14 protein-coding genes are annotated in these 14,340 nt (G+C 50.1%); 2 read left to right on the forward strand and 12 right to left on the reverse strand.

Annotated elements, in window-relative coordinates:
* Positions 1-132: 132 nt before the first annotated feature.
* The 5 genes from gntU to FH968_RS10445 all read right to left on the reverse strand — a co-directional run bounded on the left by gntU (position 133) and on the right by FH968_RS10445 (position 5,146).
* Complete coding sequence (gene gntU, locus FH968_RS10425; protein WP_139879106.1) at positions 133-1,473, reverse strand: gluconate transporter; 1,341 nt, start codon at positions 1,471-1,473, stop codon at positions 133-135.
* Positions 1,470-2,003, reverse strand: coding sequence for a gluconokinase (gntK, locus tag FH968_RS10430; RefSeq protein WP_139879108.1), 534 nt, complete (start codon positions 2,001-2,003; stop codon positions 1,470-1,472). The genes gntU and gntK overlap by 4 nt, the downstream gene beginning before the upstream one ends.
* Positions 2,004-2,187: 184 nt before the next feature.
* Positions 2,188-3,183 (reverse strand): gluconate operon transcriptional repressor GntR, encoded by a 996-nt coding sequence (gene gntR / locus FH968_RS10435; protein ID WP_139879110.1) that lies wholly within the window; start codon positions 3,181-3,183, stop codon positions 2,188-2,190.
* A gap of 105 nt (positions 3,184-3,288) precedes the next feature.
* Complete coding sequence (locus FH968_RS10440) at positions 3,289-3,984, reverse strand: pirin family protein (protein ID WP_139879112.1); 696 nt, start codon at positions 3,982-3,984, stop codon at positions 3,289-3,291.
* Positions 3,985-4,108: 124 nt separating this feature from the next.
* Positions 4,109-5,146 (reverse strand): oxidoreductase, encoded by a 1,038-nt coding sequence (locus FH968_RS10445; RefSeq protein WP_139879115.1) that lies wholly within the window; start codon positions 5,144-5,146, stop codon positions 4,109-4,111.
* Positions 5,147-5,590: 444 nt separating this feature from the next.
* Here FH968_RS10445 and yhhY point away from each other — a divergent pair, with 444 nt between their 5' ends.
* Positions 5,591-6,088: an N-acetyltransferase gene (yhhY, locus tag FH968_RS10450; RefSeq protein WP_139879117.1), complete on the forward strand. Its 498-nt coding sequence runs from the start codon at positions 5,591-5,593 to the stop codon at positions 6,086-6,088.
* 33 nt (positions 6,089-6,121) lie between these two features.
* Here the strand turns inward: yhhY and ggt are convergent, their stop codons facing one another.
* On the reverse strand, positions 6,122-7,885 hold the full coding sequence (ggt, locus tag FH968_RS10455; RefSeq protein WP_189389068.1) for a gamma-glutamyltransferase: 1,764 nt from the start codon (positions 7,883-7,885) through the stop codon (positions 6,122-6,124).
* Between the two features lie 124 nt (positions 7,886-8,009).
* Here ggt and FH968_RS10460 point away from each other — a divergent pair, with 124 nt between their 5' ends.
* Complete coding sequence (locus FH968_RS10460; protein ID WP_139879121.1) at positions 8,010-8,459, forward strand: DUF2756 family protein; 450 nt, start codon at positions 8,010-8,012, stop codon at positions 8,457-8,459.
* On the opposite strand, the gene ugpQ is transcribed toward FH968_RS10460, so the two are convergent.
* The 6 genes from ugpQ to livF all read right to left on the reverse strand — a co-directional run bounded on the left by ugpQ (position 8,446) and on the right by livF (position 14,339).
* The gene (gene ugpQ, locus FH968_RS10465; protein WP_139879124.1) at positions 8,446-9,189 is read right to left on the reverse strand and encodes a glycerophosphodiester phosphodiesterase; all 744 of its coding nucleotides are present in this window, start codon (positions 9,187-9,189) and stop codon (positions 8,446-8,448) included. The two genes, FH968_RS10460 and ugpQ, sit on opposite strands and share 14 nt — an antisense overlap.
* Positions 9,186-10,256, reverse strand: coding sequence for a sn-glycerol-3-phosphate import ATP-binding protein UgpC (locus FH968_RS10470; protein WP_139879126.1), 1,071 nt, complete (start codon positions 10,254-10,256; stop codon positions 9,186-9,188). The genes ugpQ and FH968_RS10470 overlap by 4 nt, the downstream gene beginning before the upstream one ends.
* 14 nt (positions 10,257-10,270) lie before the next feature.
* Entirely contained in the window at positions 10,271-11,116 is an 846-nt protein-coding gene (gene ugpE, locus FH968_RS10475; protein ID WP_139879128.1) for a sn-glycerol-3-phosphate ABC transporter permease UgpE, read from the reverse strand.
* Positions 11,113-12,000 (reverse strand): sn-glycerol-3-phosphate ABC transporter permease UgpA, encoded by an 888-nt coding sequence (ugpA, locus tag FH968_RS10480; RefSeq protein WP_139879130.1) that lies wholly within the window; start codon positions 11,998-12,000, stop codon positions 11,113-11,115. Before ugpA ends, ugpE begins: the two co-directional genes overlap by 4 nt.
* A 107-nt stretch (positions 12,001-12,107) precedes the next feature.
* On the reverse strand, positions 12,108-13,427 hold the full coding sequence (ugpB, locus tag FH968_RS10485; RefSeq protein WP_139879133.1) for a sn-glycerol-3-phosphate ABC transporter substrate-binding protein UgpB: 1,320 nt from the start codon (positions 13,425-13,427) through the stop codon (positions 12,108-12,110).
* A gap of 198 nt (positions 13,428-13,625) precedes the next feature.
* Positions 13,626-14,339 (reverse strand): high-affinity branched-chain amino acid ABC transporter ATP-binding protein LivF, encoded by a 714-nt coding sequence (gene livF / locus FH968_RS10490; RefSeq protein WP_139879135.1) that lies wholly within the window; start codon positions 14,337-14,339, stop codon positions 13,626-13,628.
* Position 14,340: the final 1 nt, after the last annotated feature.

Below are 14,340 nucleotides of genomic sequence, written 5' to 3' on the forward strand. Positions count from 1 at the left end.
TGGCGTTAAGCATCACAAACAATAGCACTTGTAGTGATTTAACCCTCTCCCCCTCAAAAGTCACATTAAAACGAAAAAATCAGGCTTTCAAAACCCTCTCCTTCGTGGAGAGGGTTTAGGTGAGAATAGTTTTTAGCTCAGGAGTGTAAAGGCAATCATCCCAACAATCGCACCGGTGGTACCGAGAATGGTTTCCATCATGGTCCAGGTTTTCAGGGTTTGCCCTTCGGTTGCCCCTGTAAACTTACCAAACAGCCAGAAACCCGCATCGTTTACATGGCTCACCACAATCGAACCACCAGCGATACAAATCGACAAGGCTGCCATTTGTGCACCACTGTAATTGAGTTGTTCGATAACAGGCATCACCAAACCCACTGCGGTCAGACAAGCAACCGTTGCGGAACCCTGGATGATACGAACCGCAGCAGCCAAAACGAAGCATGTCAAAGCAATCGGCAAGCCCATACCTGTCAGCGCTTCACCCAATGCCGGGCCAACACCGGAATCTACCAGCACTTGTTTGAACACGCCACCAGCGCCGATAACCAGCAAGATAATACCCGCCGGTTGCAGCGCGTGGCCGCAGATTTCCATGACCTTCTCTTTCGCCATTCCCTGACGATACGCCAGCCCGTAAATAGCAACCAGGCAAGCCACCAGAATCGCAGTGAAGGGATGCCCGATGAACTCGAGCCATTCGTACAAAGTGGAACCTTGCTCGACGAAACGTGCAGCGACAGTTTTAAGCCCTACCAGCACGAGCGGCAGCAGGATCAACGACAGGCTGAAACCAAACGAAGGCAGTTTACCTTCGCCCAGGTGCGGTTCGGTAATATCGTCAGGAATATGCAGTTCGACATATTTGCTGATGAAGTTACCAAATATCGGCCCGGCGATAATCATGCTTGGAATCGCAGCACACAAGCCCAGCAAAATCATCCAACCAAAATCGGCATGCATCTGCGAGGCCAGCAACATTGGTGCAGGCCCTGGCAGCAGAAATGCAGCAGCGGCAGCAACACCTGCAAACAGAGGAATAACCAATTTAACGAGGTTCGTCCCTGTGTGGCGCGCCATAGAAAAGGCCACGCTAATCAGCAGGACAATAGCTACTTCGAAGAAAAGAGGGAGTGCGCATATCAAACCCGCAAGGCCAATCGCATAATGTGCGCGGCTGTGGCCAAAGGACTTGAGCATTTTGACGGCGATTTGGTCTACCGCACCGGTTTCATGGAGAATTTTACCAAACATCGCGCCGAGCGCGACAACGATGGCCAGAAATCCCAACGTTCCGCCCATTCCTTTTTCCATCGTTGCCGCGATTTTGTCGAGCGGCATTCCGGAAAATATCCCTGCACCAATTGAAACCACCATCAAAGCAACGAAGGCATGCATACGTGCCTTCATTACTAAAAACAACAGCAGCAAAACCGAGCCTACTGCTGTTAAAACAAGCGTTAATGTACTCACTGCGCACTGCCTTTATTAATCACATCAATAGTGCTGGCCACCACGCCTTCAAGCGGTTGGTCAATATCCACTACCAGAACATCAGGTTCATCAGAATTTGGTTCTTCCAGCGTTTCAAACTGGGTGACAAGCATTTGAGTTTTGAAGAAGTGGCCCTTACGCGCTTTCAGACGGTTTTCGATAACTTCAAAAGCCCCTTTCATGTAGATGAAAGAGAGGTTCGGGTTACCATCACGTAATTGGTCGCGATAGACCTTTTTCAGCGCTGAGCAGACAATCAGGGATACTTTGTTAGTACGCTGCATGGCGAAAGCCGCATCGTTTAATGCTTGCAACCACGGCTTGCGATCGTCGTCATTGAGTGGCTCACCGGAAGCCATTTTCATGATATTACAACGTGGGTGCAGGAAATCGCCGTCAAGAAACGCGGCTTTAAGTTGATGTGCAACTTCGCTCGCAACAGCAGATTTACCGCTGCCAGAGACGCCCATCAGGACGTAGATGTGGTGGTCATGGTTGGTAGTGCTCATAGCGTAGCTCCGACTGGCACAGTAAGTTGTTACGGGTAACTGTTATCGGTAACATTGTCAGGAGAGCTTTCACAATAAGCAATAACCATTCACTTAAAAAGTGAATAAGTGTGAACTACATCAAAAAATGTGCCGTAATTAATCTGAGTTGCAGCCAACGCGGCTGCAACCTGAACCCTGGGGGTTAAATTGAACCGCCTGGAGCCAGCGTAAAGCCAAGATCGAGCATTTGTGGCGTCACGGTTTCACCACGAATTCTTGCCAGTAAACGCTCGGCACCAATGCGGCCCATGCGTTCACGCGGGGTCAGTACGCTGGCAAGACGTGGTTCCATGACCTGGCCAATATCGTGGCCGTGGAAACCCGCAATCGCCATATCTTTTGGAATACTTAGCCCTTGCCGCTGGCATTCAAACGCCGCACCGATAGCTAAGTCATCGTTGGTACAGAAAATACTATCAAGTTGCGGATATTCACGACGCGCCTGACGGAACAGTTCGATACCAGTGGAATAAGAAGACGATTGTTCAACCATTACGCTGTAAGGCACAAGCCCTGCATCAAGCATCGCTTGCTCATAGCCTTTTTTCTTAATCACAGTACGTTCGTCGAGACGAGCGCCAAGATAGGCGACGTGACGGTGGCCGCGCGCAATAATGGCGGCAGTCATCTGGCGTGCGGCTTCGAAGTTATCAAACCCTACTGCAATGTCGAGACACGGTGAAATGCTGTCCATTAATTCCACAACCGGGATCCCTGCCACTTCAATCATTTTCAAGGTGCGCGGGGTATGTGTGCGTTCAGTGAGGATAAGTCCGTCAATATTCCAGGAAAGCATCGATTCCAGACGTTCTTCTTCCAGCTCGGGCTTATAGCCGTAGTGAGCAAGCATGGTCTGGTAGCCGTAAGCATCGATAACGTTTTCAACGCCACGCAGCACTTCCGCAAAAACCTGGTTGGTCAGCGAAGGCAGTAACACGCCAATTGCGCGGCTAGTAGAATTGGAAAGGATGTCTGGCGCGCGGTTAGGAATGTAGCCAAGTTCATCGAGGGCTGCGGCAATTTTTACCTGTAACGCGGCGGAAACCTGGTCAGGGTTACGTAAAAAGCGACTGACCGTCATTTTGGTTATTCCAACGCGGTCTGCAACGTCCTGTAATACCGGTCTTTTCTTTTTCATTGTCCTGCTGTGCGGGTTAACAATCGACACGCAAGTTTAGCACGGACAAAGCACAACCTTCCCCTGTTTAAGGAGAAGGTTGTGACCGGTAACTATTGGAAAATCTTAGACTGGCGGTAAATCGAACAGCAACACTTCACTTTCGATATTTGCATGAATCGAAATCGCTTGTTCATCCCATACCGCAACGGCATCGCTGGTTTTTGCCTGAGTGCCATTAATCGACACATCACCTTTCACCACCTGAACCCAGATACGTCTATCTGCCGGAATCTGATAAACAGATTGTTCGTCTTTTGCCAACGCCCAGCGCGACAGTTCCATATCCTGATTCACTTTCAATGAACCGTCACGAGCATCCGGTGAGAGCACCAGTTGGCGGCCCTGTGGCGCATCAAAACGGCGTTGATCGTAACGCGGTGTAATACCTGTTTTATCTGGGATGATCCAGATTTGATACAAGCGCAGGCGTTCAGTTTTACTTGGGTTGTACTCGGAGTGAGTAATCCCCGTACCGGCGCTCATAATCTGGAATTCGCCTGCGGGCACCTTTTCTTCATTGCCCATACTGTCCCGATGCGCAACCGCACCTTCCAGCACATAAGTCAGGATTTCCATGTCTTTGTGTGGATGGGTACCAAAACCTTCACCCGCTTCCACCACGTCTTCGTTAATCACACGTAACGCCGAGAAACCCATGTAATTGGCATCGTAATAGTTGGCGAAAGAGAAAGTGTGCCAGCTATCCAACCAACCATGATTCGCGTGACCACGTTCTTCAGCTTTTCTTAAGTAGATCATCTTCATTTCTCCGTAATTCGTTTGATGGGACTAAGTGTGTACCTGAATCGGAAATGATCATAGAGGGTGAAAATTGACGCCTCTGTTCAAAAAAAGTGAACGAGTCTGAGGCGCCGTTGAAAGGCTAGGTGAGGCTTATAACAGAAGGTGAAGCTTGTTCGAAACCACGTTCGAGGATCTCAAGATTGGTCAGTGCTTCAATTTCACTGACGAAATTCGGCTTGCCATTATTAATGGTTTCATACAGCGCGTCGTAAACACGCCCGTAGTCGCCCTGCTCCGGTTTCATCTCTTCACGCACGGTTTCGCCTGCGTCATTCACATACTCCAGTACGCCTACGCTGTTGTCTGCTGCAAAGCCTGGTTCGCCCGGCATGATGTAAGCCTTCAGGCTGGTTTCCTGCTGGTCAATACCATACTTGATGAAGGAACCTTTGGTACCGTGAACCTGGAATTTCGGGTAGTCGATTTTCACCAGATGGCTGGTTTTGACGATGGCTTTCAGGTCGCCGTAGAAAAGTTGCGCTTCGAAGGTATCGTCAGGATTGGCTTTATTACGCACGCTACGAATGTCGTAGGCAACTTTGTTCGGGCGACCAAACAGCGAAATGATTTGGTCCATGGTATGTACGCCAAGACCATAGAACGCACCGTCTGCATACGTTCCAGGTGCTGTAGGAGCTTCCGGGCGATACATATCAAAGTGGCTTTCAATCTCCACAATTTTGCCCAACTTACCGCTTTCGATGGCTTTTTTCATCGTCAGGAAGCAGGAGTCAAAACGGCGATTCTGGTATGGCGAAACGGTCAGCCCTTTGGCTCGAGCCAGCGCAAACAGTTCCTTGGCTTCAGCAAGCGTTGGGGTAAACGGTTTTTCCACTAACACATTTTTGCCTGCTTCCAGCGCGCGTTTCGCGTACTCGAAGTGGCTGTCCTGATGAGTACAAACCACCACCAGTTTGACCTGCGGATCATTCAGGATGTCATCCAGAGCGCTGGTGAAATGAATGTGACTGTATTGTGGCTGCTGTTCGATTTCCGCTTTTTCATGGCGGCGGAAGATATGCGCAACGTGGAATTTATCTTTGCGTACCAGCACATAAGGAAGATGGTAACGAGTGGTACTTTTGCCAAAACCTATAAAAGCGCAGTGTAGGGTCATTGCTTCGTCCTTTTGACTTTAAATTGCAATTACCATACTGCAGTCTTTGGCGGATGTCGCTGCGCTTATCCGCCCTACGAAAACCCCAAACAGTTTACCTAAATGAGTTGGAGTTGTAGCAAGGCGGTAAGAGAGTGAATCCCGATGAGCTTACTTATGTAAGTGATTCGGGTGAATGAGCGCAGCCAACACAGCTACAGCTTCAAATTCAAATAAGAAGGGCAAAAAAAAGCCAGCACTAGGCTGGCTAAAGTAATACTGGAAGCAATGTGAGCAATGTCGTGCTTTCAGGTTGTCTCCGTAGGGGTCTCCCCTGAACGCATGGCAATAATAATCATTATCATTCGCACTTGTCTACTGTTTTTTAGAAAAAATTGGCAGTTGACGAAAACTAAAAAGTCAATAATGTTGAAGGGGTTACCTAACCACTTGAGGAGAAAAGGAATGAGCGATATTGCGATACGCCACGCTGAATTGAGAGATCTTGATGCTTTACGTCAGATTAACGCCCAGCCAGAGGTTTATCACAACACGCTACAAATTCCGCATCCTTCTCTCGAGATGTGGGAGGAACGTATGAAGCATCCATATGCAGGCCGCAAACATCTGGTTGCTTGTATTGATGATGTGGTTGCGGGCCATCTGGTAGTGTCCGTCGAACCAAACCCGCGCCGTAGCCATGTAGCCTCTTTCGGTATCGGTGTTTCAGCACACTTCCGAAACCGCGGAGTAGCATCAGCGCTATTAGCCGCGATGGTAGACTTGTGTGATAACTGGCTGCGCATTGAGCGTATTGAGCTGACGGTGTTTGTCGATAACGAACCAGGTATCGCGGTTTACCGTAAATTCGGGTTTGAAATTGAAGGCACCGGGAAGGACTACGCGCTGCGTAACGGGCAGTTTGTGGACGCGTATTTTATGGCACGATTTAAGCCACTCTAAATTAATGGCCCTCAGATGAGGGCCATTAGCTTGTTAAAACCCTGCGGTGAGATCATCCACCGAACGTGGGTCAGACGCACCATACAGTGCACCATCCGGCCCAACCATAATACTTTGCGTACTCCCCATTGCCTCTTTCACTTCTACCTTTTGGCCTTTTCCTTTCAGAAGTTTGAGCGTATCCGGGCTAAAGCCTTTTTCGACCCTCAACTCATCAGGCAGCCATTGATGATGGAAGCGTGGTGCGTTGGTTGCTTCGGCGACGTTCATACCATAATCGATAGTGTTCATTACCATTTGCAGCACAGTTGTAATAATTCGACTACCACCAGGGCTGCCGGTCACCAGCCAGGTTTTCCCGTCTTTTACCACGATAGTTGGCGACATCGACGACAGCGGGCGTTTATGCGGCCCAACGGCGTTTGCATCACCACCCACCAGCCCATACACGTTTGGCACGCCAGGCTTGGCCGAGAAATCATCCATTTGGTTGTTCATGATAATGCCGGTATTGCCCGCCACAATGCCTGTCCCGAACACGGTGTTGAGCGTGTAAGTCACCGCCACGGCGTTGCCGTCTTTATCCACTACTGAGAAATGTGTGGTCTGGTTACTTTCATACGGCGCCAGCTTGCCCGGTTTGATTTCACTAGACGGTCGAGCTTTATTGATATCTATCTGTTCTGCCAGTGATTTGGCGTAGGCTTTGTTAGTCAGCGCCTGCCACGGTACTTTTACAAAATCAGGGTCGCCGAGATATTCCGAGCGATCGGCATACGCGTATTTTTCGGCTTCAGCGGTGAGTTGCATCGCATCGGCGCTACCAAAACCGTATTTGGAAAGATCGAAGTTTTCCAGAATATTAAGGATTTCGACGATATGGATACCGCCAGAAGACGGCGGCGGCATGGAGAAAATCTGGTAACCACGATAATCACCGCTAATAGGTGCACGCTCAATAGCTTTGTAATTTGCCAAATCGACCTTGCTAATCAGCCCACCATTTTTTGCCATTTCCTCAGCAATTTGGCCAGCGATAGCCCCTTTGTAGAAAGCGTCCGGGCCATTTTCAGCAATCATCTCCAGGCTTTTGGCAAGATTGGCTTGCACCAGTTTGTCGCCTTTTTGCAGCGGATTGCCATCTGCTTTCCAGAAAATAGCTTTGCTGTTTGGATGATTAGGGAGAACTTCCGCACCGTACACTTTCAGGTCTTCGGCCAGTGCATCGTTCACGGTAAATCCGTCCTGCGCCAGTTTGATGGCCGGTTGGATGACTTTATTGAGTGGCAGGGTGCCGTATTTTTCCAGTGCCATGGAGAAGCCCGCAACGGTGCCAGGTGTGCCTGATGCCAGATGAGAAGTCAGGGATTTTTTACTGTCGGCATTGCCGGCGCTATCAAGGAACATGTCGCGCGTGGCCTTTTCTGGTGCCATTTCACGGAAATCGATGGACGTAGTTTTACCGTCTTTAGTGCGCAGCATCATGAAGCCACCACCGCCGATATTACCTGCCTGCGGATGGGTTACTGCTAGTGCAAATCCCACCGCCACCGCAGCATCAACGGCATTCCCACCTTGTTTAAGAATATCAACACCCACCTGCGTGGCGAGAGAATCCTGCGACGCAACCATGCCATGTTCAGCACGTACAGGATGATACACATCCGCTTCAACACCGTAAGATACAGGAGCCGCTGGAGTTGGTGCGGCACTAACAGAGAGGCAAAGTCCGATCATTAGCGCAGGGATGGTCATCCAGCGCAGTATTTCTAAACGAAAAGTTTTCCACTGCTTCATCTTTATTTTCTCCATGTTTATCAGGGGCAATCCCCCAATAAGCCTGGTCTAAAAATCCTAAATAACCATCGGGATGGTGGAAAACGAGTAAACTTAGTAGATCGCCCAAATGGAGGAAGTGACGATGAAAAAAATATTACTTCTGGCAGTACTACTGCCATTGACCAGTTTGGCACAGCCGATTAATACCCTGAATAATCCAAACAAACCGGATTACCAGAACCCAAGCCAGCAACGGATGCAGCAACAGATGCAAACGCAGCAGGTGCAGCAAAAAGGGATGTTGAATCAGCAGTTACAAACGCAAACGCGTGTACAACAGCAGCATCTGGAATCGCAGATAAACAATAATTCGCAGCAAGATGTCTTCAAAGTAAAGAAGACGTTGCCAAATGAATTGGATGTCGGGACGCAGCAAGTATTGCCCAATACCCAAGGTGGAATGTTAAGCGGTAGCGGATCCAGCGGCCAGGATCACATGCTGCAACCGAAAACCAATGGCAGCATGCTTAATCCGCAGAGTAACTCGATGACACCGCAGCCGAGTATTCCGCTGAAAACTATTGGGCCATAAAGTCAGCACCAATCTGGTCAATACGGTCTGTGCAGATAGTATCAACGCCCCAGCGCAGCAGCGTAGCTGCTCGTTGGGGAACATTCACTGTATAAACCAGAATATGTAACCCCGCCGCTTTGAGCTCGCGTACGCGGGATTCATCCAGCAATTTATGATTTAAATGGATAGAAACACAGCCGAGCTGGGTAGTCAGTTCACGCCAGTCATCACGCCATTCATCCAGCAACAACCCACGCGGCAATTCTGGAGCAGCAAGCTGTGCAGCTTCCAGTGCTTCGATGGAAAACGAAGATAACAATGGCGCGGTTTGCCCCTGCCATAACTCTTGCGCCGCCAGCGCGACAACTTTTCCGGTTTCTGTATCGGTGTCGGTTGTCGGTTTAATTTCAATGTTTGCCATCATGCCGTGTTGTTTACAACGTGCAGCAACCTGCGAAAGCAAAGGTAATGGCTCACCTTTAAACTCACCGCTAAACCAGCTTCCTGCATCAACGTTCCGTAATTTATCCCACGGTAAATCACCCGCGACTCCCCAACCATTGCTGGTGCGTTCAAGCGTGTCATCATGCAGCAGGAAAATTTTCCCGTCTTTTGAAAGCTTGGCATCAAACTCAATCATGGTGTGGCCGTAGCGTGCGCCGACATCAATCGCTGCCAGTGTGTTTTCCGGTGCCAGTTTCCCGCCGCCACGATGGGCTGCAATTTTTGGATAAGGCCAGTTGCTCATAAACGTTGTCCATTTTCTTCATCAAAGAAATGCAGATGGTTTTCAGGCAGATGCAACCACAGCGTGCTACCAGGTTGAGGCCGTTTCTGATACGACAGGCGCACCACCATTTTTTGCTCACCCCAACGCCCATGCACCAGATTATCCGCGCCGAGCATCTCCAGCGTGTCTACCATAAATGGCACACCGCCTGCGGTTTGTGAGCTTAACGCAATATGTTCTGGGCGGATACCCAGCGTCACCGCTCGGTCCCGATGTAAATTTTGCGCGCTTCCCAATGGTAGTGCCATTCCGCCTGCAAGCTCGAAACGCGTGCCATCAGCACTGATTTTACCTTCCAGCAGGTTCATAGCAGGCGAGCCAATAAAGCTTGCCACAAAACGGCTTGCCGGACGTTCGTAGACTTCAACCGGCGTACCAATTTGCTCGGCGACACCTTTGTTCATCACCATGACACGCTGCGCCAGCGTCATCGCTTCTACCTGATCGTGCGTAACATATAAGCTCGTTGTTTTCAGGCGACGGTGCAGCTGCTGTAACTCCAGGCGCATCTGCACACGCAGCTTGGCATCGAGGTTTGATAGCGGTTCATCGAACAGGAAAACGGCGGGATCGCGCACGATAGCACGGCCCATGGCTACGCGCTGGCGCTGCCCACCGGAAAGCTCGCGTGGGCGGCGTTTGAGCAAACCATCAAGCTCCAGAATACGGGCCGCCTCCACCACTTTCTGCTGAATATGCGCTTTACCCATACCGCGGATTTTCAGCCCCCACGCCATGTTTTCTTCCACACTCATATGTGGATAAAGCGCGTAGTTCTGGAACACCATCGCAATTCCACGCTCTTTTGGTTCCATTTCTGTGACGCGCTGACGGTCAATCCAGATGTCACCGCTAGTGACACGTTCAAGCCCCGCAACCATGCGCAGCAGCGTGGATTTACCGCAGCCCGACGGGCCAACCATTACGATAAATTCGCCATCGGCCACATCCAGCGTCAGCGGCTGAATCACTTGAGTTTTGTTGTCCCAACTCTTACTTACTGCCTGTAACTTCAGTCCAGCCATGAAAGGTTGTATCCCTATTTCTCACTATCAACCAAGCCACGCACGAACGCGCGTTGCATTACTAAAACGATAATTACCGGGGGGATCAGGGTCAGTAGCATTGCGGCCATAACCTGGTTCCACTGAGTGCTACCTTCACCAGAAGACATCATGCCTTTGATACCTGCCACAGCAGTGCCGAGGTTAACGTCGCTGATAATCAGCAACGGCCACAAATACTGGTTCCAGCCGTAGATAAAGGTGATGACGAACAGCGCCGCGAGATTGGTTTTTGAAAGAGGGAGCACAATGTCGCGGAAAAAACGCATTGGCGATGCGCCGTCGATACGTGCCGCCTCCATCAATTCATCCGGCAGCGTCATAAAGAACTGACGGAATAAGAATGTGGCGGTTGCTGAAGCCATTAACGGCAACGTTAAACCGGTGTAGCTGTCGAGCATTTTGAGATTAGCGATAACCTCAACCGTTGGAAAAATACGCACTTCAACTGGCAACATCAGGGTGATGAAAATCATCCAGAAGAATAGGTTACGCAGTGGAAAACGAAACCAAACTATGGCAAATGCAGACAGCATGGAGACGGTAATTTTGCCAATGGTTATCACCAGCGCCATCACAAAACTGTTGAGCAGCATCAGACCGAATGGCGCACTGTTTGCTCCCACGCCATGCATCCAGATATACGTCATATTTTCCAGCAGATGAGTGCCCGGAATCAGCGTCATCGGCGTTTGAAAGACAGCTTCGTTATCCAGCGTCGCCGCGACAAACGCGACATACAGCGGGAATAAAATAACGATGATGCCAAAGATGAGCATCGTATGGCTGAAAATAGTCAGCCCGCGGCGGTTCTCAATCATTGGTAGCGCACCTTACGTTCCACAAAACGAAACTGAACCACGGTCAGGATTATCACGAGTAACATCAGCACTACGGACTGTGCCGCAGATGCGGAAAGGTCGAGACCGGCAAAACCTTCGCGATAAATTTTGTAGATAAGCGTGGTGGTTGCCTGTACAGGTCCACCGCCCGTTGCCGCATCGATAACCGGGAAAGTATCGAAAAAGGCATAAACCAAATTAACCACCAGCAAAAAGAAACTCACCGGGGCAATTAAGGGCAGCGATAAGCGGAAAAAGCGGCGTATCGGGCCTGCTCCATCGATAGAAGCGGCCTCAACCAGCGAGCGAGGTATCGATTGTAATGCTGCGAAGAAAAACAGGAAGTTGTAGCTAATTTGCTTCCAAACGGAAGCAAACACCACCAGGAACATCGCCTGTCCGCTGTTCTGCGCATGATTCCAGTGATAACCAAACTGCTCGAGCACATGTGTGACCAGGCCGCGTCCGGGGTTAAACAAAAAAATCCACAGTACGGCAGCAATCGCGGGTGCCACGGCATAGGGCAGCAACATGAGTGTTTGATATAAACGGCTGCCGCGAATGACGTAATCCGTCAGGGCTGCGAAAAAAAGCGAGACAAGCAAACCACTGCCCGCCACTAATCCACTGAAAATTAGCGTGGTATAAAAAGAGTCGAGATAGTAACTGTCGTGGAAAAGCTGCTTGAAATTATCCAGCCCGACAAACGTACTCGAAAGCCCAAAAGGATCGACGTTTTGCAGTGAGTACCACAGCGCTTCACCCGCAGGCCAAATGAAAAAGATAATGGTGATAATCAGTTGCGGCAGGACTAGTGCATACGGCAACCAGCCAGAACGGAACACCGGACGAGATGATGACATAGTGTTGCTCTTATAGAGATTAATGGTGGATGTCGCATGCGCTAATCCACCCTACAACGGCTTTCGTAGGTCGGATTAGCGTTAGCGACATCCGACACCAACAAAGCTTAAGATTTGGTCGACTGCTCAAAACGGCGTAACAACTGATTGCCACGCTCAACGGCGCTATCTAATGCCTGCTGAGGGGTTTTCTTACCGGTCCACACAGATTCCAGTTCTTCATCCACGATGGTACGAATCTGCGGCATATTGCCCAGACGCAGACCTTTGGTGAACGGTAATGGCGGCTTGTTCATCATCTGGCGCGTAGCGATATCAGCACCTGGATTCTTCTCGTAGAAACCTTGCTCACGCGTCAGGTCGTAAGCGGCTTTGGTAATCGGCAAGTAACCGGTTTTCTGGTGCCACTCGGCAGCGATTTCCGGCTGAGCGAGGAACTGCATAAATTCAGCCACACCTTTGTACGTCGCGGCATCTTTACCCTGCATCACCCACAAACTTGCTCCGCCGATAATGGCGTTCTGCGGCGCATTTGGAATGGTTGAGTCATAAGGCATCATGCCCACGCCGTAGTTGAATTTAGCGTAGTGGCGGATATCAGCCAGCGAGCCAGAAGAAGCGGTGGTAATCGCACAATCACCGTTGTAGAACTTCTCGGTCGATTCGTCTTTGCGACCAAAGTAGCTGAAATCACCTTTCTTGTTCAGCTCTTCAAGCAAGGCAATATGTTTGACCTGCTCTGGTTTATTGAATTCAAGAACCGCGTCAGTACCGTCAAAGCCGTTGTTTTTCGTTGCAACTGGCAGACCGTTCCAGGCGCTGAAGTTTTCGATTTGAATCCAACCCTGCCAACCGCTGGCGTAACCGCATTTCATGCCCGCAGCTTTGAGCTTGGCTGTATATGCAGCCAGATCCTGCCAGGTTTTTGGTGGTTGCTCGGGGTCAAGCCCAGCTTTCTTGAAGGCGTCTTTGTTGTAATACAGTACCGGAGTCGAGCTGTTGAACGGTTGTGAAAGCAGATGCCCGGTTTTCGCATCGGTGTAATAGCCGGAAACCGTCGGCACAAATTGAGATTCATCGAACTTAATGCCCGCATCACTGAACACTTCGTACACCGGTTTGATCGCTTTCGAAGCCATCATGGTCGCGGTGCCCACTTCGTAAACCTGCAAAATAGCTGGCGCGTTACCCGAGCGGAAAGCGGCTATCCCTGCCGCCAGGTTTTGTTCGTAGTTGCCTTTATAAACAGGAACAATTTGGTAGTCAGGATGCGTCTGGTTAAATCGTTGAGCCAGCGAATCGACTTCTTTGCCCAGTTCACCTTCCATTGAATGCCAGAATGGAATAGAGGTGGCGGCGATGGCGTTGCTGCTAACTACGCATCCAAGCGCAAGGCAAAGTGCTGTATGTCGTAACGATGCAGTCATGTCTTATCTCTCTAGTTATGAGGCATTTAAGCTGCGCGAAAATACGCGTTTTTGTTCGCATCAAAACATGACATGCGCGTATGACAGAAAAATAACCGAGAGGTGACAGGATCATGACGATGGGGTGAAGGAAAGAAGACAGTCGGAAGAATGCCATAAAAAAGGAGCCCGTAGGCTCCTTCATGATTAAGCAATAAATTAGCCGCCCAGATAGGCGCTACGTACCGCTTCGTTAGCTAATAGCGCATCACCGGTATCTTCCAGTACCACGTGGCCGTTTTCCAACACGTAGCCTCGGTCAGCGAGTTTCAGCGCCTGATTGGCGTTTTGCTCGACGAGGAAGATGGTCATGCCTTCGCTGCGCAGTTGTTCGATGGTATCGAAAATCTGCTGGATGATAATTGGCGCAAGGCCAAGCGATGGCTCGTCCAGCAGCAGCAGGCGCGGTTGGCTCATCAACGCACGACCAATCGCCAGCATTTGCTGCTCACCGCCGGACATGGTGCCTGCACGTTGAATACGGCGTTCATGCAGACGCGGGAACAACTCGTAAACGCGTTTGATGCGCTCTTGAAACTGGTCGCGCTCGGCGAAGAAACCGCCCATCGCCAGGTTTTCCTCCACCGTCATACGTGAAAATACGCGGCGTCCCTCTGGAACAATCGCTACTGCCTCACGCATGATGCGCGCGGTGTGCCAGTCAGTAATGTCTTTACCATCAAAGGTAACCTTACCGCTAGAAGCGCGTGGATCACCGCACAATGTGCCGAGCAGCGTGGTTTTACCTGCACCGTTCGCACCAATCAGAGTAACGATTTCACCCTGTTTGATGTGCAAGCTGACCTCGTGAAGCGCCTGTATTTTGCCGTAATGCGCGCTCACATGGTCAAAGGACAACATGATATTTTCCATC

The sequence above is a fragment of the Buttiauxella sp. B2 genome (assembly GCF_006376615.1).
In the GTDB taxonomy this organism is placed as follows: Bacteria; Pseudomonadota; Gammaproteobacteria; order Enterobacterales; family Enterobacteriaceae; genus Buttiauxella.

Excerpts from the sequence above, each read along its gene's own strand:
- ugpA (WP_139879130.1), bottom strand. The coding sequence starts at position 12,000 with ATGTCATCATCTCGTCCGGTGTTCCGTTCTGGCTGGTTGCCGTATGCA.
- FH968_RS10460 (WP_139879121.1), top strand. The coding sequence starts at position 8,010 with ATGAAAAAAATATTACTTCTGGCAGTACTACTGCCATTGACCAGTTTG.
- FH968_RS10440 (WP_139879112.1), bottom strand. The coding sequence starts at position 3,984 with ATGATCTACTTAAGAAAAGCTGAAGAACGTGGTCACGCGAATCATGGT.
- FH968_RS10445 (WP_139879115.1), bottom strand. The coding sequence starts at position 5,146 with ATGACCCTACACTGCGCTTTTATAGGTTTTGGCAAAAGTACCACTCGT.
- yhhY (WP_139879117.1), top strand. The coding sequence starts at position 5,591 with ATGAGCGATATTGCGATACGCCACGCTGAATTGAGAGATCTTGATGCT.
- livF (WP_139879135.1), bottom strand. The coding sequence starts at position 14,339 with ATGGAAAATATCATGTTGTCCTTTGACCATGTGAGCGCGCATTACGGC.
- ugpQ (WP_139879124.1), bottom strand. The coding sequence starts at position 9,189 with ATGAGCAACTGGCCTTATCCAAAAATTGCAGCCCATCGTGGCGGCGGG.
- gntR (WP_139879110.1), bottom strand. The coding sequence starts at position 3,183 with ATGAAAAAGAAAAGACCGGTATTACAGGACGTTGCAGACCGCGTTGGA.
- ggt (WP_189389068.1), bottom strand. The coding sequence starts at position 7,885 with ATGAAGCAGTGGAAAACTTTTCGTTTAGAAATACTGCGCTGGATGACC.
- ugpE (WP_139879128.1), bottom strand. The coding sequence starts at position 11,116 with ATGATTGAGAACCGCCGCGGGCTGACTATTTTCAGCCATACGATGCTC.
- FH968_RS10470 (WP_139879126.1), bottom strand. The coding sequence starts at position 10,256 with ATGGCTGGACTGAAGTTACAGGCAGTAAGTAAGAGTTGGGACAACAAA.
- gntK (WP_139879108.1), bottom strand. The coding sequence starts at position 2,003 with ATGAGCACTACCAACCATGACCACCACATCTACGTCCTGATGGGCGTC.
- ugpB (WP_139879133.1), bottom strand. The coding sequence starts at position 13,427 with ATGACTGCATCGTTACGACATACAGCACTTTGCCTTGCGCTTGGATGC.